Origin of the sequence: Adlercreutzia shanghongiae, assembly GCF_035830635.1 — a bacterium.
In the GTDB taxonomy this organism is placed as follows: Bacteria; Actinomycetota; Coriobacteriia; order Coriobacteriales; family Eggerthellaceae; genus Adlercreutzia; species Adlercreutzia shanghongiae.
The window spans coordinates 110,264-128,744 of the sequence record NZ_JAYMFI010000013.1 but is presented as its reverse complement, the minus strand read 5'-3'; the positions used below and the strand labels follow the sequence as shown (position 1 = coordinate 128,744).

Genomic DNA, 18,481 nt, shown 5'->3' with positions numbered 1-18,481 from the left:
GTTTCTGGCACATTTACCCGAACACGACCATGGGCATGAACCACGCCGGCGCCCTGTGCTACGGACGCCTGGCGGCGAAAAACGCCGTGGCCGGCATCTAAGCCTCACGTTATCTCCGACGGAGCATCCCTCCCCTCTCCGTCAAGCGGCCCTCGAGCTGTTGCCCGAGGGCCGCTTCGAATCTCAATCTAGTATTCTTTCAAATTTCGAGCCGAAATCCAGCTTCTGCTATAGTGACAATACGAGATTCATCATGAAAGGTGGTTAAATGCCAAGTTTGAGTATGTTCTTCGGCATCATTATCTATATGTACGCCGACGATCACAACCCACCGCATTTTCATGCCTTCTACCAAGACTTCGAAGCTCAGTTCGATTTGGATGGCGAGCTCATTGTGGGTTCGATGCCTCGTAAGCAAATGCGTCTTGTTGCTGCATGGGTTGAACTGCATCACGACGAGTTGTTGGCCAATTGGGAGTTAGCCAAGACCGACCAGCCGCTCTATAAAATCGAGCCTCTTCGCTAAAAGAAAGGTCCTTATGGAGTGCATTTACGATGAGCGACTAGACGACTACGTCTACACCGCAGGTGCAATTCCTTGGTCTGTGCGTAAAGTCGTACCTCGCGAGGACTACAGCCTTATTCTTTCGTTTGCCGACGGGACGAAGAGGGTTTTTGACTGCAAGCCTCTGCTAGACCGACCCCCCTATCGTCATCTTGCAGATTTAAAAAAGTTCCTCAAAGCATCAGCAGAGCACGGCACGGTCGACTGGGGCAACGATGTCGATATCTCTCCTGAGCACCTGTACGAGAACAGCACACTCATCGAATAGCGGATATACTGTTCTACGATTTGCTCTGTCACAAAAGGCCCTGATTTGACAATTGCAACTCAGGGCCTTAGAGCATTGAATCCGAAGAGGTAAGCGCTGGAAGCCTACTACACGTTCGCCTCTACGACGGCGGCGATGGTCTCGGCATGGGCTTTCGCCGCGGCGGGATCGACGGCCTCCACCATGACGCGGACCACCGGCTCGGTGCCGCTCGGGCGCAGAAGCACGCGGCCGTCGTCGCCTAAGGCCTCCTCGGCCGCGGCCACGGCGGCGGCCACCTCGGCGCTTGCGTCCACGGCGTGCTTGTCGGCCACGCGCACGTTGATGAGCGTCTGCGGCATCTTCTCCATCACGCGAATGGCCTCGCCCACGGGCTTGCCGGAGCGAATGACCGCAGCCAAGAACTGGCAGGCCGTCATAAGGCCGTCGCCGGTGGAGTTGTGGTCCAGCAGAATCATGTGGCCCGACTGCTCGCCGCCGATGGAGTAGCCGTGCTCGCGCATGGCCTCCAGCACGTAGCGGTCGCCCACCTTGGTCTGCACCACGTTGATGCCCGCTTCGCGCATGGCGCGCACAAAGCCGAAGTTCGCCATAACCGTGGACACCACGGCGTCTCCCGCCAGCACGCCGCGCTCGCGCATGTCCAGCGCGCAGACGGCCTCCACCATGTCGCCGTCGATCTCGGTGCCGTCCGGGGTCATGAGCATGACGCGGTCGGCGTCGCCGTCGTGGGCGATGCCCACATCGGCGCCCGTCTCGGCCATAAGCTCGCGCAGCGGCTCCAGATGGGTAGAGCCGCACTGCACGTTGATGTCCATGCCGTTGAAGTCGTCGTTGATGACGAACACCTCGGCACCCAGGCGGCGCAGGGCCTCGGGGCTCGTGAGCGCCGAGGCGCCATGGCCCGTGTCGAGCGCAATGCGCAGGGCTTCGAAGGAAACGCCCTGCTCCTCGATGGAGCGAGCCACGTGGTCGATGTAGATGTCGCAGGACTTCTCCAGCTCGATAGCCACGCCCACCTCGGCACCCGAGGGCATCTTGATCTCGGAGGCCAAGTAGCTCGTGGCGTCGGCCACGGCGTCGGTGCCGGCTGCTTGGGCCGCCTCCCAGGCGACCTCTTCGGCGCGGGCCACCTCGCCTTCCAGGCCGCCGCGCACGATGAACGCCTCGATCTCGTCCTCTACCGCATCGGGCAGCTTGAAGCCCTGGGCGTCGAAGAGCTTGATGCCGTTGTACTCCGGCGGGTTGTGGGAGGCCGAGATGACCGCGCCGCCCGCAGCCCGCATCTCCCGCACGAGCAGGGCCACGCCCGGCGTGGGGATGATGCCGGCCTCGAGCACCGTGCCGCCGGCGCTCATGATGCCCGCCGAAAGAGCCGCGCCCAGCATGTCGCCGGAGCGGCGCGTGTCGCGGCCGACCACGATGGTCTTGCCCAGGTAGATAGCGGCGGCCTGTCCCAAGCGGTAGGCCATCTCGCAGGTCAGCTCCACGTTCGCGATGCCGCGCACGCCGTCGGTTCCAAACAGTCGGGCCATGGCTATTTTCCTCTTCTCACGTATTCGTCATATAGGCGCACGCCACCCCGGGGGCGCTCGCGCTCGGTCATGCGGTTGTTCAGCTCGGCAGCGAACTCATCGAGCCCAATGCCGTAGCGCTCCAACACCACGAGAAGATGATACACCACATCGGCCGCCTCGTAGCGCAGGTGGTCCACCGCCTCGCCGTACTCGGGGGGGAGCTGGACGGAAAGCGCGTCCGCATCGGTCTCGGCGCGCGAGTCATCCGAAGCCGCCTGAAGTGCCACGGCCGCAGCCAGCGACGAAGTGGCCCAACCCTCCACGTCCTTGGCGGCCAGAGCCACTTCCCCGGATTCTTCCATAACCTTCTTCAGCACCGTATCCACGTTGCCCGTGAGAAGCCGGTAGGTGTAACTCGCCTCATCGGCATCTCGCCGGGAGGCAATGGTGGCGGCCAGGGCCTCCAGGGTGGCCCCAATCTGCGAGGCCGGGGCGTCCTGCCCCTCGGGAATATACGTCTTATCGACCATAGGTGGCACTGCTTTCTCTTCAGACCGCAACGTGATATACTGCAGGGGCCAGCAAAGCCCGAGTGACCTTACACTCCGGTCGGGCGGCGCAGGTAGTTTTGATTAGGGGTTAGTGGCAGCTAGCCCCTATTCTTTTCTTCCCGCGGCATCCTCGCGCTTATCCTCCTTCCATGTTTTCCATACCTCAAGTATGAAAGCGGCGATGGTCGCAACCATCGCCAGCACGTTAAGAGCTTCCAGGATTATCTCCATAGGCAACACTCCTCTCGAAGCGCCGCCCACGTTCGGACTTTGCCAGCCTATCTATGATACCCGTACAACAAGAAGAAGGCGGCCCGCATAAGCCACCTTCCCCAAATCACACAATGCGAATGTGCCCGAAGCTACCCGAAGCGATCAGGCCTCCTCGGGCTCTAGGTCGTCCAAGGCCGGAGACGCCGGGCGCTCCTTGGCAGTCCCGTTGCCGCGCAGCGAGGCGAAGGCGTCGGCGAAGGGAGCCGGCTTCCCGCTGACCGCGCGGAAGGAGATGGCGTTCGTGGGGCACGCGTCGATGCAGTCGCCGCAGCGGGCGCAGTCATGCAAAGGCAGCTCGCCGAGGTCGGGATGACGCAGGTTCACATCGAAGGTGCAGGCCGTGGCGCAGCGGCTGCAGGCCGTCTCCTTGGCGGTCTCCAGACACCGCTCGTTGTCGATGACGGGCATGCCCGTGCGGCTGAAGCGGGAGAAGAGGCTCATGAACGCCGAGATGGGGCAGAAGCGCCCACACCATTTCCGTAGGAACACCAGCTCGATGACAAGCATAGCCGGCACGAACAACAGCGACCAGTTCAAGTCGCCCGCGCCGAACAAGCCCACGAGCAGGGCCACGGCCGCGAACGACAGCCCCACGGGGCACACGAGGCAGAACACCGGGAAGCCGAACACCGCGGTGGTGAGCACCGCGCCGCCGAGCACCGCATGGCGCGAATCGAACTTCGCATTGCGCTTGGCTCCGCACGCGCCGCAAGCGCTGCACGCGTGACCCGAGGGCGCGGCCTTGAGCGCCGCGATCTCCTCGGCGGCAAGGGCCTGGTTGACCTTGGCGTCGGCCGCCTTGCGCTCCTCGAGCTTCTTCACCGGCGTGAAGAACTCCTTCACGCGCCGCCACAGCGTCACCGGGCACATCCAGCCGCAGAACAGACGGCCCAGCAAAAGCACGAGGGCGACGGCCACGACGATGCTGATAACCGCCCGGGGAATGAGCGTCTTGGCCGCGACCATGGACAGGAGCGCCCCCACGGGGCAGAGCACGGCGATGTCGTCCGCGCCGAAACCGCACCAGGTACCGGCGGCCACGTTGGCGATCAGGCAGACCGCAAGCGCCGCGAAGGCAACGACGGCCACAACGGTTCGCGCGTTCTTGAACTTCATGGCAACCCCCTACTCGTCCAGCGGTTTCACGACAATGGCCCGCTCGGAGGCATCCATGGCGGAACCGGCCTGGGCCGACACGCACACGGCCTCGCAGGCACCGCAGCCGTTGCACTTCGCCGCGTCCACCACGGGAAGCCGCGTGTCCAGGGCATCGGACGCGTCGGCGTTCTGGTAGTAGATCGCCGCCTTGTCCTCGCCGCGCACCTGGATGCACACATCGTGGCAGAACGCGCAGAAGCTGCTGCGGTAGGCGATGCAGGTCTCGGTGTTCAGAACCGCCACGCCGAGCACCTCGCTGTCGGGCGTGTAGTCGGCAGGCAGCGTCAGCGCGCCCGACGGGCACACCTCGGCGCACAGCGGCACGCCGCCGTTGCGCTCGGCGCACATGTCGCAGTAGCGGAAATCGTCCAGCTGGCCGGGATAGCAGTCGGAGAACTCCATGCGCGGCGTGCGCATATTCAGCACGCCCGAGCCGATGGAGGCCGGCACGATGACCCGCTCGGGGCACGCCTCGATGCAGCGGTAGCAGTGCACGCACTTGGAAACCAGGTTCTCCTCGTCCTGCCCCCCGGGCGGTCGCACCAGCGCCTCGCTTCCCAGATAGCGCAGCGAGCCCAGCCCGGCCATAGCCACCGTAGCGCCCACGCCGATGCACAACGTGCGCCGCGTCAGGGAATTCTTCTCAGCCATCGCCTCTCCTCTCAATTCCAAAAAGGCGAAGGCGGCCAGCACGACCGCCCCGCCCAAAGCGCCTTAGGAAAGCGCGCTCGTCTCCACCCAGATGGCGGGACGCACGCCCACGTTGCCGCCGAGGTCGCTTGAAAGCTCGGTGCCGTGGTCCTCGAAGCCGTCGTGCAGCTCGCCGGCCATGCGGTAGCCGTCGCCGTGCACGTAGCCGTCGTCGGCCACCACAGAGGCGTAGCCCGCGTAGTAGCCGTTGGAGCGCAGCCACCAGATAGCGGCGCCCTCGGGCTGGTCGGCGTTGCTCGCCGTGCCCACGTACACGCCCTGGGAAGTGGCGTAGTCGGTGGGATGGGCCAGGCGGGCCGCGTTATTGGCGAAGTACTTCTTCGCCTCGGCCACGCTCAGCAAGAACACCTGGTCGGTCGTCTCGTCGGCCACGTGAATCGACGCATCCGCCGCGGTCTTGCCCGTGTGCGGCACGTTGTTCTTCGTGTCGGTCAGCGTGGTGGCGGCAATGGCGCCCTGCTCGTCGGCGCTGAAAGCGGCGTTCAGAAACTCGCCGTTCAGCCAGGCGCGCACGGAGCTCGTCGCCCACTGCACGTCCTTCTGGGGACGCGGCGACTGCACCGACCACTGGTACTGCTCGGCCGAATTGTCGTAGGGCACCGCATCCAGCACGTACTCGCTGACCAGCAGCGTCTTGCCGTTCTCCTCGGCGAGCTTAAGCCACGAGATGTCCTGGCCCTGGTAGGCGCCGAAGGTGACTTTCTCGAAGCTCTGCTCGTCGGCGGTGTTGGCCCCGGTGTAGGCCAGAAGGGTGTTGTCGCCCTTGGCGGGGTCGCTCACCGGCGCGCTTTCCGTGGCGCATCCGGCAAGGCCGAGCACGAGCGCGCCCGCGACCAGCGCCACACCCGCCCTCTTGTATATTCCTCGCATGAGAATCTCCTTGTCTCAAGTGATCGAAGGGAGGGAGGCGCGAGGCCTCCCCCGCACTCGCTAGTACAGCATGAACAGGGTCTCGCCCATGGTGTACATCATGATGCGCAGAGCCACGGCGCACACCAGGCCGGCGATGGCGACCACCGCGCCCCACACCTTCCACGAATCCTGCTTCTTGCCCACAAAGGCACCGGCCAGGGCAACGATGAGGGCGATGACGGCCACCACGAGCGCCGTCATGGAGTCGCCGGTGAACAGGGACACGTCGGCGGGGTTGGCCAGAGCCGCGTTGGGGTGGGTCGGGTCGAAGTAGTACTGGAAGGACTGGAAGCTGGCCGAAGAGGCCTCCATGGCGAACATGTAGGCGGCCGACAGCACGGCGTTCACCGCAGCGCCGATGACGGCGAGCAGGCCGATGCCCTCGATCTTCTCATCCGCAAGCGCGCCGATGAAGGCCACGGTGGCCGGGCCCATGACGCAGGCGGCACCCAAAAGCGACAGCATCTGGAGCACCGTGTCCCAAGCAGGCAGCGACGGCATCATGTAGCTGTGGCCCATGGCGAAGATGAGCACGAAAACCAGCACGATGCCCACCACGGCCAGCCACTGGGGCACCGTATGGTCCTCGGAGCGGCGCAGCATGAGGAAGTACAGCACCATGACCACCGCCAGAAGCACGATGGCGATGAGCTCCTGGGTAATGCCCGAGGTGAGGTGGCCGAAGCCGTTGAACAGGTTGAACGGATGGGTCAGGTGGAACACGACGGCGATGCCGCCCACGGCGAGGATGACCACCGACGCGATCAGCGCCGGCAGCTGAGCCGCGCCGCCGCGCTTCTGCAGCGCGAGCACGCACTGGGTGCCGAAGATGCCGGCGGCCCAAGCCAAAAAGCTCGTGAAGATGACGAGCGGGATCTGAATCTCCATGGGTTACTCTACCCCCTGCCACTTGATGTTGCGCATGATGTAGAACATGCTCGGTCCGTTGCCCACGTCGGTGAGCTGGTACACCTGGTCCTCGGTGAAGTCGTTCACGAAGTCGCCCAGCTTCTCGCCGCGCGGCCCCTCGAAGGACTCGATGCCGGCCTCAGCGTCGCCGTACCAGCGGGCCATGCCGCAGCACTGGCTCACGCACTGGGGCAGCTCGCCTTGGGCGGTGCGCTGCTGGCACAAGGTGCACTTCTCCACGACGCCCTCCTCCTCGTTGAGGTAGCGCACGCCGTAGGGGCAGCTCATGACGCAGAACTGGCAGCCGATGCACTTCGACTTGTCGATCTGGATGGTGCCGTCGGGCAGCTTGTGCGATGCCTCGGTGGGGCACACCGACACGCACTGGGGGTTCTCGCAGTGCTGGCACTGCACGTTCAAAAAGTAGGTCTCAACGTCCGGGAACTGGCCGGAGCCACCTTCCTTGGGGGTGGGGCCCACGCGCAGGGTCTTGTTCCAGAAGTTGCCGATGGGCACACCATTGACCACTTTGCAGGACACGCTGCAGGCGAGGCAGCCGACGCACCGGTCGAGATCGGTGCAAATTGCGAGCTGTGTCATTTCTCCCACTCCTTTCTCTTACGCGTCGAACTTGTCGGGATGGATGCCCTCGGCGCCGATGGCCCACAGCTTCAGGCGCGGATCGGACGAGTCGTGGATGATCTCGGTGCCATCGTTGCCGCAGGGGACGGGGTTGCCGAAGGGGCTGTTCTCGGGCGTGGCCTTGTACACCTTCACCGGGTAGCCGCGCACCGTGGAGGAGCCGTTGTACTTGTCCTGGGCCGTGCGGTCGACGATGCAGTTGATGCAGGACAGCTTGAAGCCCTTGTCGGCCTGGGCCAGCTCTGGATACCACCACTGGTGCTCGCAGTTGATGGTGTTCGGCGCGATGCCGTAGTACAGGTCGACGGTCTGGCGCACCTTGCCCCAGGGGCTCTCGATCCAAGCCCAATCGCCCTGCTCAAGCCCGAGCTCGGCGGCCGTCTCCGGGTTGATCTCCATGCGGGGCACGGGCCACAGCTCGCGGCACCACGGCAGCTGGCGATGCTCGCTATGGAAGTACACGGGGATGCGGCGGCCGGTGATGCAGAGGATCGGGTACTCCTCGTAGGTGGCGGCGTCGCGCACGCGGGAGTGGATGCCCTCCACGTAGTAGGGCAGAGCCTCGGTCTGGAAGCCCGGGATGACCTCGGGGCCGTCGGAGCCGTCGGGGAAGTGCGACTCGATGGTGGTGGCCCACAGCTCGTGCTTCATGGTCGGCGTCGGGAAGCCGGGGATGTTGATGTCCAGCTTCGTCGGCTGCTGATGCGGCGCCTTGCGGAAGGCCTGGCCGATCTCGTAGCGGCGGTAGGAACCCCAGTCGTCCGGGAAGACCTCCTTCATGTTCCAGGTGCCGTGCTCCTGATAGGCCTGGGCGAACTCCTCCCAGGTCTCGTAGGGGGCGCAGCCGCCGCCGTGCTCGGCGTCGAGGCACTCGTACTCCAGGGCGAGCAAATCCACCGACTTGCCGGTCTCGGCCGACTTCTTCTCCCAGTAGGGATCCTCCGGGTCGGTGGAGAAGGGCACGCCGAAATACGGGCCGAGCTCCAGGAAGTACAGCGGGTCGCTCTTGCACTCTCCCGGAGGGTCGACGGCCTTCACGCACAGGCTGAAGGAGCCGCCGGAGCCCTGGGCGATACGCTGGGCGTTCATCTCGGTCCAGTGGCACACCGGCAGAAGCACGTCGGCCGCGCCCGAGGTGGGCGAGTGCCACAGGTTCGCCTCGAAGAGGAAGTCCAGCATGAGCAGGGCCTCCCAGTTGTAGCTGGCGTTGGCCATGTTCATGTGGTCGCCGGAGCCGATCATGCCCGCGTGAATCTGGTAGGGGGCGTTCTCGTCGCGGTGCATGTACTCCATGACCGAGTTGCAGTCCGCCCACACGGCGTACCAGTACAGCATGGGGAACTTCTCGTAGCCGGCAATGCGGTTGTACAGCCCGAAGAAGGGGGCGCGCACGAAGGACGCGGGGTTGGAGCCGCCGTCGGCGCCGGGGTACATGGACGTCGGGCCCGACTGGGTGGTCCAGCCGTTGGTGGCGCCGCGCTGGCCGCCGGGGGTGTCGATGGCGCCCACCATGGCGCAGGCGGCCATGATGGCGCGGCAGTTCTGGGTGGACATGCCGTGGTGCTCGATGGCCAGGCCGTAGTTGATGCCGCCGTTGGGAATGCGCGGGTCGTCGCGCGTGGCCCACTCCAGGCAGGCGTCGGTGATGAGCTGCGCGTCCACCTCGGTGATCTCGGACACCTTCTCGGGGGTGAAGTCCTCCAGGTACTCGGCCCAGATGTCCCACACCGGACGGCCCTTATGGACGGTGCCGTCCTTCAGCTTCACGTCGAAGGTGCCGTACATGGCCGGGTCGATCAGCGGGTTGAACTCGGAGAGGTCGTACACCTTGCCGGGCTTCTTCGACTCGTCGTCGCGCAGGCGGGAGAGGTCCTGGTCGAAGTAGCTCGTGGACTTCTGCCACGTCTCGCCCTCCCAGTGGGCCTCGCCCACCTCCGGGTGCGCCTGCCAGTAGGTCCAGCGGTTGTTCAGCTGGTCGAACACCAGGTAGCGCTGCGGGTCGCCGTCGCCCTCGATCTCCCAGTCGACCATGGTCGGGTCGATGTCGGCCTCGGTGAGCAGGCGGGTCTGGTAGGCATAGGGGTAGCCGCCGTTCTGCACGTGCTCCTCGTAGCCGGTGGGATCCATATCGGGCACCACGATGAACGGAGAGTTCGACCAGCGCTTCAAAAACTGCCAGTCGCACAGGTCGTTCTTCAGGATGAGGTGGCACCAGCCGAGCGCCAGGGCGTTGTCGGTGCCGGGACGCAGCGGCAGCCAGTACTTGGCGGTACGACCGAGGTTCGTCTGACGCGGGTCGACGGAGATGAAGGCATCGGCGCAGCGGGCGACGTCCACCACGGTACGGGCGGCGTCGTCGTAGTTCGACTGCGACTGCTCGGTGGCCCACTGGACGAACTTCGTGGAGTGGTTGATCAGCTCCGACCACGACCAGGCCTGCACGTTGTCGATACGGCTGGCGAAGTGGCGCGGGCCCTTGCACACCTGGTAGGCGGCCACGATGTTCGGCGTACCGAACAGCAGAAGCGCCATGCCGGCGTCGGACTGCATGCACCACTGGCGACCCGTGCCGCACCAGGTGAAGGTGGACTCGTTGCCGTACTTCGCGGTGATCTCCAGAATGTTGTCGGCGATGGTCTGGTAGGCCTCGTCCCAGCTGATGCGCACCCAACCGGGATCGTCGTCGCCCTTGGGGTTCGTGCGCTTCATGGGATACTTGATGCGGTCGGGGTGGTAGGCCGCCTGAATGGAAGCCTGGCCCTTGGCGCAGTGATTGCCCATGGTCAGGAAGCAGTCGGCATCGCCCTCGGTGCGAATGACCTTACCGTCCTGGACATAGACCCACACGCCACACTCCACCTTGCCGCAGCCGCGGCAGCAGGAGCGGATGCGCGTGACCGCCGACTCCCCGGCGGCGGCGTTCTCGTTCTCGGCGAGAGCGACCGTGGGGCTTGCGGCGCCAACGGCGGCGGCCGCAGCAGCAGACACGACGGCGGTCTTCACGAACGAACGACGTGTCATGTTCAGCTTGCCCATTTCATCCTCCTTCTTTCTTTCGTTCTCTCTCAAGTTTGCTGCTTTTCCCTAGTAAGGCTCTGCCTGGGGCGGAGCCAGCGGGTACCTTGATTCGCTCAGACAGTCCTCGCTTTGGAGAACAGGACATTTAGTCCTGTTCTCGTCGCTGCGGAACTCGCTCGGTCAAGGCACCCGCTGTCTCCACCGGACTCCGCCTTGCTCCAAAAGAAGCGCTTCGCAAACTTTTCCTGCCATACACAATAGGACGCGGGGACGGCATAAGGAATTTCCGAAGATGCCGGGTTGACAGGCCGGCAATGCCCATCTGGCATCGGTTATGCCGCTTGGGCATAAGGCGCTTCGGACGCGAGCGCACAGCCGCCGAAGGGGCATCGTCCAAGCCCCGCTTCAGGCCCCCGCTCCCCTGGAATAGCGAAAGACGCCGCTGCCGGAGGGGATGGCAGCGGCGCCTTTCTCAGGGGAAGGAGAGTCCCGGGCCGTTCGTTGGGGAAAGAGGAGGGAGACGGCCCGGGTCGGGAATGGGCGTTACAGGGTGCGGGAATCCAGCTCGACGACGGTGCCGTCGGCGCGCTCGATGCCCCAGATGGCGTAATCGATCGTGAAGACGGGCTCCGAAGCCGTTGTCGCGGCATCATCGGCCGCAGGAGCGGGCTCGGCTTCGTCGACGGCAACCTCGTCGGTGCCGGCGGCGTTGTTCTGGTCGGCAGCCGCATCGACGGCTTCGGCAGCCGAGTCGGCATCCGCAGGTGCCTCGAACTCGGCAGCATCCACAGCCGTCCCTGCCTCCGGGTCGGTATCAGCGGCCGGCGCGCACGCGACGGCCGCCTCGGCGGCGCGGGCCGCGCGGAACTGCCGCAGCTCTTCCTCGTAAGCGGCCTTCTGGGCCTCAAGGCTCGCCAGAGACGGGATGCGCACGCGCACCACGTCCTCGCCAAGGACGCCCTCGGCGCACAGAGAACGCACCGCGTCGCAGAACGCGGGGGCCGCGCTCGGGATGCGGTTCTCGTCGTCCATCTTCACGCGCAGCACGGCGTTCGGGGCGAAGTCGAAATCGGCCCACTCGTAGGTCACATTTCCGCTGCCCAGCGGGTGCGGCACGGTGTTGAAGTTGTGCATGGCCGTGGACATGTTGCGCGTGGCGTTGGCGAGCCACGGCATGAAGGACTCGCCCCACAGCTTCTGGGCCCCGTCATCGGCCGGATTCCAATAGGGCTTCATGAGCCGCACGTTCAGACGCATGAGGTTGCCCTCGGCGCGCTCATCCTCCGGCAGCTCGGAGACGACCGACTGGGCCAGGTACATGTAGCTGCGCTTGATCTCGGCCGCCTGGGCCTCCGAGTAATCTTCGGGCAGCAGCTTCACCTGAAGCACGAGCGAGGGCTTGGGCAACATGGCGTCCTCCTTGGCGTGAGTCGTTTCGCAGACGTTGTTCGCGGCCCAGTATCGGGCGACGCCGCGCATCTCGTCAATGGGGTTTTCGCTGCCATGTCGAATCGGAATAAAGCCATGGCGCGCCGGCATCAGCGCTTCTGAATCATCATGAGAGCATGCCCCTGAACAGGCTTGACGCATAAATTCATGCCTCACTATGATCGGGGCATCGAATGTTTCAAGGCTAGGAGGTCCCATGACCGAGCATGATCAGAGCGGCTTCTCCTTCGCGGAGGATGCGGCCGTCGACTTCAACCCCCTGGAGGCCTTTGCCTTCGACGACGCCGAGGGCGACGAAGACGCCGCGCCCAGCGTGCTGGCCGAAGGCCCCTTCAACATGCCCGATCCCGATGCCATCCCGCAGTTCCAGCGCGAGCTCGTCGCCTTCGATAACGGGGAAACGGCCACCGAGCGCATCGAAGCTTTATTCTCCCAGATGCCCACCTTGCACAAGATGCTCTTCACCATTCTGGACCGATGCTCCACGCCCGTTCCCACCGCCGATTTGGAGGCAGCCATCGAGGAGATGAAGCGCCACCACCATTCCGTCTACGAGCCGCTCACCCTGTGCAGCCTGCTCGAGCGCGCCGGGGCCATCGCCCAAACCGATGAGGAAGGCGTGCCGCTCGCCGAGGTGGAGCAGGAGCCTTTGCGCGTGGAGATTGACGGCGCGGAGTTCTGGCGCGTTGCGCCGGCGCCGGCGGTGTACTGGAGCCTCACCGAGGAGGGCGCCGCCCAGCTGGACACCTATCGCCCCATGGAGATGATCGCCCGCCTCTACGAGGCCGAGCCCCAGTACGCCGACATCTTCACCACCTGCCTTGAGCTGTGCGGCCGCGACGGCGGCACGAGCCTGCGGGCCATCGGGGATGTCGTGGACGACGAGCCGGTGCTGCAGAGCCCGAAGCGCTACGCCATGTACTTCGTCGACAAGCTGGAGCATGCCGGCGCGGTGGAGTGGACGGGCCAGTGGTCCCTCACCGCCCACGGCCGCGAGTATCTGACCACGCTGAACGAGAACTAGGGGAACGCCATGACCGAGATGATCAACGATGTGACCGAAGAGGCCGCCGAGGCCATGACCGTCGAGGATTTGGCCGAGCTCTGCGACAGCCGCGCGGCCACCTACGAGCTGCTTGCGCGCCTGTACCGCCAGGAGGTCGACCAGGAGCTGCTCGACGAGCTGATCGCCACCGACTACCCCGTCTCCTCGGGCAACGACCTTATGGACGCGGGCTACTACGGCATCGCCAAGTACCTCTCCAACGCGTGGGTCGACCCGCTCATGAAGTTGTCGGTCGACTACACCCGCGCGTTTTTAGGCTCGGGCATCGACACCTATTCGGCGGCCTACCCCTTCGAGAGCGTCTACACCTCGGAGAAGCGCCTGCTCATGGGCGATGCGCGCGACGAGGTGCTCGCCATCTACCGTTCCTGCGGCCTGGAGAAGTCCGAGTCGTGGACCGTGGGCGAGGACCATGTGGCCGTGGAGCTTGAGTTCATGCGCGTGCTGGCCCACCGCACGGCGGCCGCCCTGCGCGCCGGCGACGAGGAACGGGCCTACTCGCTCATCAACACCCAGCGCAACTTCATGGACGATCACCTGTCCACGTGGGTACCGGTGTTCCTCGCCGAGGTGCACCGGTTCGCGGAAACAGGCTTCTACCTGGGCGTGGCCGACATCACCGAGGGATTTCTCGAAGAGGATGCGGCGCTTCTGGCCGACCTCGTGTCCGACCGCGACTAACGAAGGAAGGTGCGGCCATGACTCGCTCGCCCTACGCCACCTCCGCCGACGTGCGCTGCATCGAAGGCCGTGTCGGCACGGGCAAGACCCAGCAGATCATCGACCAGGTTATCGACCTGCTGCATCAGGAAGTGAGCCCTCGGGACATCATCCTGTTCGCCGCCACGCCCGCCGCTGCGCGCGCTCTTGAGGAGCGCCTGGCGAAAGCGGCCGACGCCAGCGAGTGCCCCCGGGTATCCACGCTGCCCCTCTTCGCGCTGGAGCTGCTGGCAAGCCCCGAAGCCGTCCGCCGCACCGGCCGGCGCGGGCGCGTGCTTATGCGCTTCGAGGAGAACCTGCTGATGGAGGACATGAAGACCTCCGGCGTGGCGCCGCGCCGCTTAGGCGATATGCTCAAGTTCCTCTATCGCAGCATGACCGACCTGGAGCCTCTGTGCGGCGACTGGTTCTACGACGAGCAGGAGGCACGCGTCTTCAAGATGCTCTGCGACCAGCTGGCCTTCCGCGAGGCCTATCTTGCCTGCGAGCTGCCCCGCGCGGCATGGGACTATCTCGGCCAGCATAGCGATGCGCGGGAGGAGGCGGCCTACGACCACGTCTTCGTCGACGACTACCAGATGGCGAGCTACGCCTCCCAGTGCCTGGCCGGCGCCATCGCGCGCACAAGCCTGACGGTGGCCCACGACCCGCTCGCCCGCGTTCACGGCTCCGAGGACTATCCCGCCTTCGAAGGCGCCGCGCGCCTGCTTGAGGCCAACCCCGCCGCCGAGGCCGAGAAGCTCGCACTCAGCCGCCTCAGCTGCGTGGTGACCGACGCTGTGAACCGCTTCGCTGAAGACGAGGCCATCGGCGACACCTCGCCCGTGGCAAGTGCCTCGAGCGAGCAGGGAATCTGCGAGGCCGTGGCCTACGCGCGGCCCGAGGACGAGCTTCAGGGCATCGTCGCGCTCGTCGCGTACCAGCAGAGCCGCGGCGTAGCCGCAGCGGACATCGCGGTGGCGGCCGCCAACCGCCTCTGGGCCGCCAACGCCGCCCGCGCCCTCGCGGCTGAGGGCATTCCCGTGAGCGCCCTCAGCCGCGTATCCATCAGCGGCGACACGCGCGATGCGGACACCTGCCGCGCGGCCCGGGCGCTCACCCTGCTGCGGCTCGCCGCCGACGGGCGCGATCCCTTGGCCCTGCGCAGCTGGTGCGGCTTCGGCGACTACCTGGCCAACAGCGCCCTCATGACCGCCGTCGTCGCAGGAGAGGCCTCCTTGAGCCTCGAAGACGGCGTCTCCTTCGCCGCCCCGGCGCCGAGCGCCCTCCTCAAGCAGGGGGCCGAGCGTGCTGACGCGGCCCTCGCCGAGGGTCGGCAGCTTCTCGGCGCCCTCGATGGCCTCAGCGGCAGCGCGCTCATGGAGGCGGCCCTTGAGGCCGTCGGAGCCAGCGAGGGAGCGGAGGTCGCCGCCCTGAAGGCAATCGCGGCCCAAGCTTCCCCAAGCGCCTCGGCCGCCGAGCTCTGCCATGCCGTGGAGCACGCCGTCCTCGCGCCCCAGTTCGCCGGCCAGGGCGTGCGCGTGGGCCTGCCCGAGGACTTCGCGGGGCTCACGGCGAGTGCCGTGGTGATGGCCGGCCTTGTCAACGGGCTCACGCTCCCCCGCCGCTATTTCGACCCGGCCCAGGTGGAGCGGGACAAGCGCCCGGCCCTGCTGGCGGCCGAGATGGCCAAAACCTACGCCTGCGCGGGCAAGGCCGCATCGGCCCTGCTCCTCACCTACTTCTCGGAGGCACCGCTTGCCACGGCGGAATCCCTGAAGCTGAAGATCCACCGCGTTCGCCTGCGCGAGGGCGAGCGTTTGTGCGAAGTTCGTCCCAGCGAGACCATTCGCGCCATTACGGGGGTGTCCTACCATGACTAACTACCGCCACGGCCAGATGATCCACCTCATCGACGGGCTCGACTCTCCGCTGCTCGCCGTGCAGCCCGACCGCTGCGTGCTCGTGCGCAACCGCAACGGCGAGTGCCTACGCTGCGCCGCGGTGTGTACCACCGGCGCCATCTCTCTGGCCGAGGAGGGCATCGTGGTAAGCCCCGACCTCTGCATCGGCTGCGGAACCTGCGCCTCGGCCTGCCCCACCGGCTGCCTTGCGGCCGCCAATCCCACCGACGAAGAGCTGTTCGCCGCCGTGGAAGGCGCCCTTGCCCGCCACGACGGGCAGGTCGCCATCGCCTGCGAGACCGCCTGCGCCCTGGCGCAGCGCGATGCGGACGGCGAAGACACCTTCGCCCCCGGCAAACCCGTCGGCACCACCGAAGACGACCGCGAGGTCATCGGCGTCGTGTGCCTGGGACGCGTGGACGAGTCGCTCCTCATAGAGGCCACCGCCCGGCACGCCCAGTCCATCCAGCTCATCAGCGGCCGCTGCGAAACCTGCGCCCACCACTGCGGCGGCGCCCTCTGCGACGAGATCGCCTCCTCCGCCACCAACCTCCTCACCGCCATGGGAGTCCCCTCGCCTCTCGAGCGCATCCAGTTCGAGAATACCGAAGACGCTTCGAAGATCCTTCGACTCCGGCCTCCGGCCTCCGCTCAGGATGACACAGCAGGTATCCCAACCGAGGCTGGGCGCAGCGGGCTTACGGGCGATGCTCACCAAGCGAGTTCCGCAGTCGCAACTGAGGCCGAGCGTAGAGGGGACGCAGGGTGTTCTGACCGAGCGAGTTCCGCAGCCTCAACCGAGGCTGAGTGCAGCGGGCTCCCGGGTGGTGCTCACCAAGCGAGTTCCGCAGCGAACGCGATCAGCCCAGTGGGCTGTCGCGCCGAGCGAGGACTGTCTGAGCGACTGAGCACTGCCCGGGAGGCCGCCCCCGACGAGCCGTCGAGCGAGGACTGTCTGAGCGAATCGGAGTACCCTGCGTCCCCGACCCCCGACGAGCCACAGGCACAACGCAAGCGAGTAAATCCCGCCGCCCGCACCGCCCTCATCCCCGGCGCCAACAAAGACTTCGTTCCCGAGTTCACCCACGTGCAATCAGACGGCACCCTTCCCCACTTCGTACCGCCCCGCCGCCTGCGCCTCTTCAACAGCCTGAAGGCCCTCGGCACGCCGGAACAGCCCTCAGTCGCCACGCACCTGTGGGGCCAGGTGGACATTAACACCGAGCTCTGCCGCTCCTGCCGCATGTGCACGGTGTTCTGTCCCACGGGCGCCGTCTCGCGCTTCGATGCGGGCGACGGGGCCTTCGGCGTGGAGCACCGCAGCGCCCTGTGCATGCAATGCCGCCTGTGCGAGACCATCTGCCCCGAGCAGGCCATCACCGTGTCCGACACCGTGTCCACCGAGGAGTTCCTTTCCGGCGCGAAGTTCCGCTTCGCCATGCAGCCCATCGGCTGGAACCCCGGCGCGGAGGACTCCATCGCCAGCCGCATGGCGCGCTTCATCAAGGTGGACAACGTCCAGGAGCCGCAGGCCAAGGTGAAGTCGAACGACACGGCCGAGCGTCGCGCCTACGCTCAGGCCCGCGATGCCCGCCGCAGGGAGATTCGCGGCGAATGAGCCTCTTGCAAGCACGACGCTTGTTCGGAATAGCGTTATTCCATTTGAGGGAGGGGGCGAGAAATCGCTCCCTCTTCGCTTGTTTCGGTATATTGTGGTATAAGGAGGGCGCAAGAAGGACGTACAAGGGGGAATTATCGTGGAACTGAGTCTGCTGCGCGAGTTCATCGTGCTGTCCCAAACGCTCAACTACACCAAGGCGGCCGAGATGCTGCATCTCACCCAGCCGACGCTTTCCAAGCACATCGTGGCCATGGAGAAGGAACTCGGTTGCTCGCTTCTGGAGCGCGACCGCCGTCGGGTGGAACTGACCGAGTCGGGCAACGTATTCGCCGCCGCGGCACTGCAGATGGTGGACACCTACGACGATGCCCGCGAGCGCATCCACGAGATTCAAACCCACACGCCGCTCAAGGTGAACGGCATCATGTCCGACAGCGCCATCGCCTCTATCACCTCCATCGCCGCCACGTTCCTCGACACCGAGGGCGAGGCGCCCATCATCTACAACAGCCTGAACGACACCAACTACCTCGGCCAGCTGGTCGAAGGCGAGGCCGACATCCTTCTGGCCTACGCCGAGCTGGACAAGCTGGACGACATGGGGCTCGCCTACATCCCGCTCATCCGCTCGCCCTTCGTGGCCATGGTGTCCATGGACAGCCCCTTAGCCTCGCTGAAGGATGTCTCCATGGACGATCTGCGCAGCTACCGCTTCGTGAAGTTCGCCGACGGCTACGCCCTGTCGGGCTGGGCCAACATCGAGCGCATCTGCCAGGAGCACGGCTATACGCCCCGCACCCGCGCGGTGCTCGGGCGCACCTACATGAACTACTGCGCCATCCCGCTCGGCGTGGAGGACGTCATGATTCTCCAGGCCTCCATGCCGCAGCTGCGCTACCTGTCCGACTTCTCGCGCATGACGGTGCTGCCCGTCACCGACGATGACGCGGCCTTCCGCCTGTACGCCATTTACAAGAAGGACAACTACGAGCGCGTGCGCCCGGCTCTTGACGCCTACACCCGCGCCCGCAAGATCATCCTCAACCACGGCAAGGGCGGCGCCCTCGTCGAGAGCGAATAGCCAACCGCAACCACACCATCCCGATGCCGCAAGCGTCCCAAGCCCGAAAGCGAGTGCGCTTTCGGGCTTGAAAGGCGTATAAGGATAGCCCGCGGGCGGAAGCGGACGCGCTCCCGCCCCTCAGCCCATACCCGACG

Annotated in this window: 17 protein-coding genes; 7 read left to right on the top strand and 10 right to left on the bottom strand. The window is 65.7% G+C overall.

Features of this window, described 5'->3' with window-relative positions; all coding sequences use genetic code 11:
- Positions 1–268 precede the first annotated feature (268 nt).
- Entirely contained in the window at positions 269–526 is a 258-nt protein-coding gene (locus VJ923_RS07705; protein WP_326440229.1) for a DUF4160 domain-containing protein, read from the top strand.
- Positions 527–539: 13 nt separating this feature from the next.
- Positions 540–833 carry a DUF2442 domain-containing protein gene (locus VJ923_RS07700; protein ID WP_326440227.1) on the top strand — a complete coding sequence of 98 codons (294 nt, stop codon included), beginning with the start codon at positions 540–542 and terminating at the stop codon, positions 831–833.
- 107 nt (positions 834–940) lie between these two features.
- On the opposite strand, the gene VJ923_RS07695 is transcribed toward VJ923_RS07700, so the two are convergent.
- The 10 genes from VJ923_RS07695 to VJ923_RS07650 all read right to left on the bottom strand — a co-directional run bounded on the left by VJ923_RS07695 (position 941) and on the right by VJ923_RS07650 (position 11,934).
- Positions 941–2,368 carry a phosphoglucosamine mutase gene (locus VJ923_RS07695; RefSeq protein ID WP_326440225.1) on the bottom strand — a complete coding sequence of 476 codons (1,428 nt, stop codon included), beginning with the start codon at positions 2,366–2,368 and terminating at the stop codon, positions 941–943.
- 2 nt (positions 2,369–2,370) lie between these two features.
- Positions 2,371–2,880: a phosphoribosyl-ATP pyrophosphatase gene (locus tag VJ923_RS07690; protein ID WP_326440223.1), complete on the bottom strand. Its 510-nt coding sequence runs from the start codon at positions 2,878–2,880 to the stop codon at positions 2,371–2,373.
- A gap of 126 nt (positions 2,881–3,006) precedes the next feature.
- Complete coding sequence (locus VJ923_RS07685) at positions 3,007–3,132, bottom strand: hypothetical protein (protein ID WP_326440221.1); 126 nt, start codon at positions 3,130–3,132, stop codon at positions 3,007–3,009.
- Between the two features lie 144 nt (positions 3,133–3,276).
- Entirely contained in the window at positions 3,277–4,290 is a 1,014-nt protein-coding gene (locus VJ923_RS07680) for a 4Fe-4S binding protein (protein ID WP_326440219.1), read from the bottom strand.
- Between the two features lie 9 nt (positions 4,291–4,299).
- Positions 4,300–4,983 (bottom strand): 4Fe-4S dicluster domain-containing protein, encoded by a 684-nt coding sequence (locus VJ923_RS07675; RefSeq protein ID WP_326440217.1) that lies wholly within the window; start codon positions 4,981–4,983, stop codon positions 4,300–4,302.
- Between the two features lie 63 nt (positions 4,984–5,046).
- Positions 5,047–5,913, bottom strand: coding sequence for a DUF6273 domain-containing protein (locus VJ923_RS07670; RefSeq protein ID WP_326440215.1), 867 nt, complete (start codon positions 5,911–5,913; stop codon positions 5,047–5,049).
- 60 nt (positions 5,914–5,973) lie between these two features.
- A complete protein-coding gene (locus tag VJ923_RS07665; protein ID WP_326440213.1) occupies positions 5,974–6,843 on the bottom strand; it encodes a dimethyl sulfoxide reductase anchor subunit family protein in 870 nt (289 codons plus the stop codon).
- A 3-nt stretch (positions 6,844–6,846) separates the two neighbouring features.
- A complete protein-coding gene (locus VJ923_RS07660; RefSeq protein ID WP_114548186.1) occupies positions 6,847–7,464 on the bottom strand; it encodes a 4Fe-4S dicluster domain-containing protein in 618 nt (205 codons plus the stop codon).
- 18 nt (positions 7,465–7,482) lie between these two features.
- Complete coding sequence (locus VJ923_RS07655) at positions 7,483–10,542, bottom strand: molybdopterin-containing oxidoreductase family protein (RefSeq protein ID WP_326440208.1); 3,060 nt, start codon at positions 10,540–10,542, stop codon at positions 7,483–7,485.
- Between the two features lie 525 nt (positions 10,543–11,067).
- The gene (locus tag VJ923_RS07650; RefSeq protein WP_326440206.1) at positions 11,068–11,934 is read right to left on the bottom strand and encodes a hypothetical protein; all 867 of its coding nucleotides are present in this window, start codon (positions 11,932–11,934) and stop codon (positions 11,068–11,070) included.
- A gap of 235 nt (positions 11,935–12,169) precedes the next feature.
- On the opposite strand from VJ923_RS07650, the gene VJ923_RS07645 reads away from it, so the two are divergent.
- From VJ923_RS07645 to VJ923_RS07625, 5 genes are all read left to right on the top strand, one after another.
- A complete protein-coding gene (locus VJ923_RS07645; protein ID WP_326440204.1) occupies positions 12,170–12,997 on the top strand; it encodes a hypothetical protein in 828 nt (275 codons plus the stop codon).
- 9 nt (positions 12,998–13,006) lie between these two features.
- Positions 13,007–13,720 (top strand): TorD/DmsD family molecular chaperone, encoded by a 714-nt coding sequence (locus VJ923_RS07640; RefSeq protein WP_326440202.1) that lies wholly within the window; start codon positions 13,007–13,009, stop codon positions 13,718–13,720.
- 17 nt (positions 13,721–13,737) lie between these two features.
- The gene (locus VJ923_RS07635; RefSeq protein WP_326440200.1) at positions 13,738–15,621 is read left to right on the top strand and encodes a UvrD-helicase domain-containing protein; all 1,884 of its coding nucleotides are present in this window, start codon (positions 13,738–13,740) and stop codon (positions 15,619–15,621) included.
- Positions 15,614–17,260: a 4Fe-4S binding protein gene (locus VJ923_RS07630; protein ID WP_326440198.1), complete on the top strand. Its 1,647-nt coding sequence runs from the start codon at positions 15,614–15,616 to the stop codon at positions 17,258–17,260. The genes VJ923_RS07635 and VJ923_RS07630 overlap by 8 nt, the downstream gene beginning before the upstream one ends.
- A gap of 139 nt (positions 17,261–17,399) precedes the next feature.
- Positions 17,400–18,344 carry a LysR family transcriptional regulator gene (locus tag VJ923_RS07625; protein WP_326440196.1) on the top strand — a complete coding sequence of 315 codons (945 nt, stop codon included), beginning with the start codon at positions 17,400–17,402 and terminating at the stop codon, positions 18,342–18,344.
- Positions 18,345–18,481: the final 137 nt, after the last annotated feature.

What these genes read in the sequence shown, in the direction of transcription:
- VJ923_RS07705 (WP_326440229.1), top strand. Translation starts at nt 269, where the DNA reads ATGCCAAGTTTGAGTATGTTCTTCGGCATCATTATCTATATGTACGCC.
- VJ923_RS07700 (WP_326440227.1), top strand. Translation starts at nt 540, where the DNA reads ATGGAGTGCATTTACGATGAGCGACTAGACGACTACGTCTACACCGCA.
- VJ923_RS07695 (WP_326440225.1), bottom strand. Translation starts at nt 2,368, where the DNA reads ATGGCCCGACTGTTTGGAACCGACGGCGTGCGCGGCATCGCGAACGTG.
- VJ923_RS07690 (WP_326440223.1), bottom strand. Translation starts at nt 2,880, where the DNA reads ATGGTCGATAAGACGTATATTCCCGAGGGGCAGGACGCCCCGGCCTCG.
- VJ923_RS07685 (WP_326440221.1), bottom strand. Translation starts at nt 3,132, where the DNA reads ATGGAGATAATCCTGGAAGCTCTTAACGTGCTGGCGATGGTTGCGACC.
- VJ923_RS07680 (WP_326440219.1), bottom strand. Translation starts at nt 4,290, where the DNA reads ATGAAGTTCAAGAACGCGCGAACCGTTGTGGCCGTCGTTGCCTTCGCG.
- VJ923_RS07675 (WP_326440217.1), bottom strand. Translation starts at nt 4,983, where the DNA reads ATGGCTGAGAAGAATTCCCTGACGCGGCGCACGTTGTGCATCGGCGTG.
- VJ923_RS07670 (WP_326440215.1), bottom strand. Translation starts at nt 5,913, where the DNA reads ATGCGAGGAATATACAAGAGGGCGGGTGTGGCGCTGGTCGCGGGCGCG.
- VJ923_RS07665 (WP_326440213.1), bottom strand. Translation starts at nt 6,843, where the DNA reads ATGGAGATTCAGATCCCGCTCGTCATCTTCACGAGCTTTTTGGCTTGG.
- VJ923_RS07660 (WP_114548186.1), bottom strand. Translation starts at nt 7,464, where the DNA reads ATGACACAGCTCGCAATTTGCACCGATCTCGACCGGTGCGTCGGCTGC.
- VJ923_RS07655 (WP_326440208.1), bottom strand. Translation starts at nt 10,542, where the DNA reads ATGGGCAAGCTGAACATGACACGTCGTTCGTTCGTGAAGACCGCCGTC.
- VJ923_RS07650 (WP_326440206.1), bottom strand. Translation starts at nt 11,934, where the DNA reads ATGTTGCCCAAGCCCTCGCTCGTGCTTCAGGTGAAGCTGCTGCCCGAA.
- VJ923_RS07645 (WP_326440204.1), top strand. Translation starts at nt 12,170, where the DNA reads ATGACCGAGCATGATCAGAGCGGCTTCTCCTTCGCGGAGGATGCGGCC.
- VJ923_RS07640 (WP_326440202.1), top strand. Translation starts at nt 13,007, where the DNA reads ATGACCGAGATGATCAACGATGTGACCGAAGAGGCCGCCGAGGCCATG.
- VJ923_RS07635 (WP_326440200.1), top strand. Translation starts at nt 13,738, where the DNA reads ATGACTCGCTCGCCCTACGCCACCTCCGCCGACGTGCGCTGCATCGAA.
- VJ923_RS07630 (WP_326440198.1), top strand. Translation starts at nt 15,614, where the DNA reads ATGACTAACTACCGCCACGGCCAGATGATCCACCTCATCGACGGGCTC.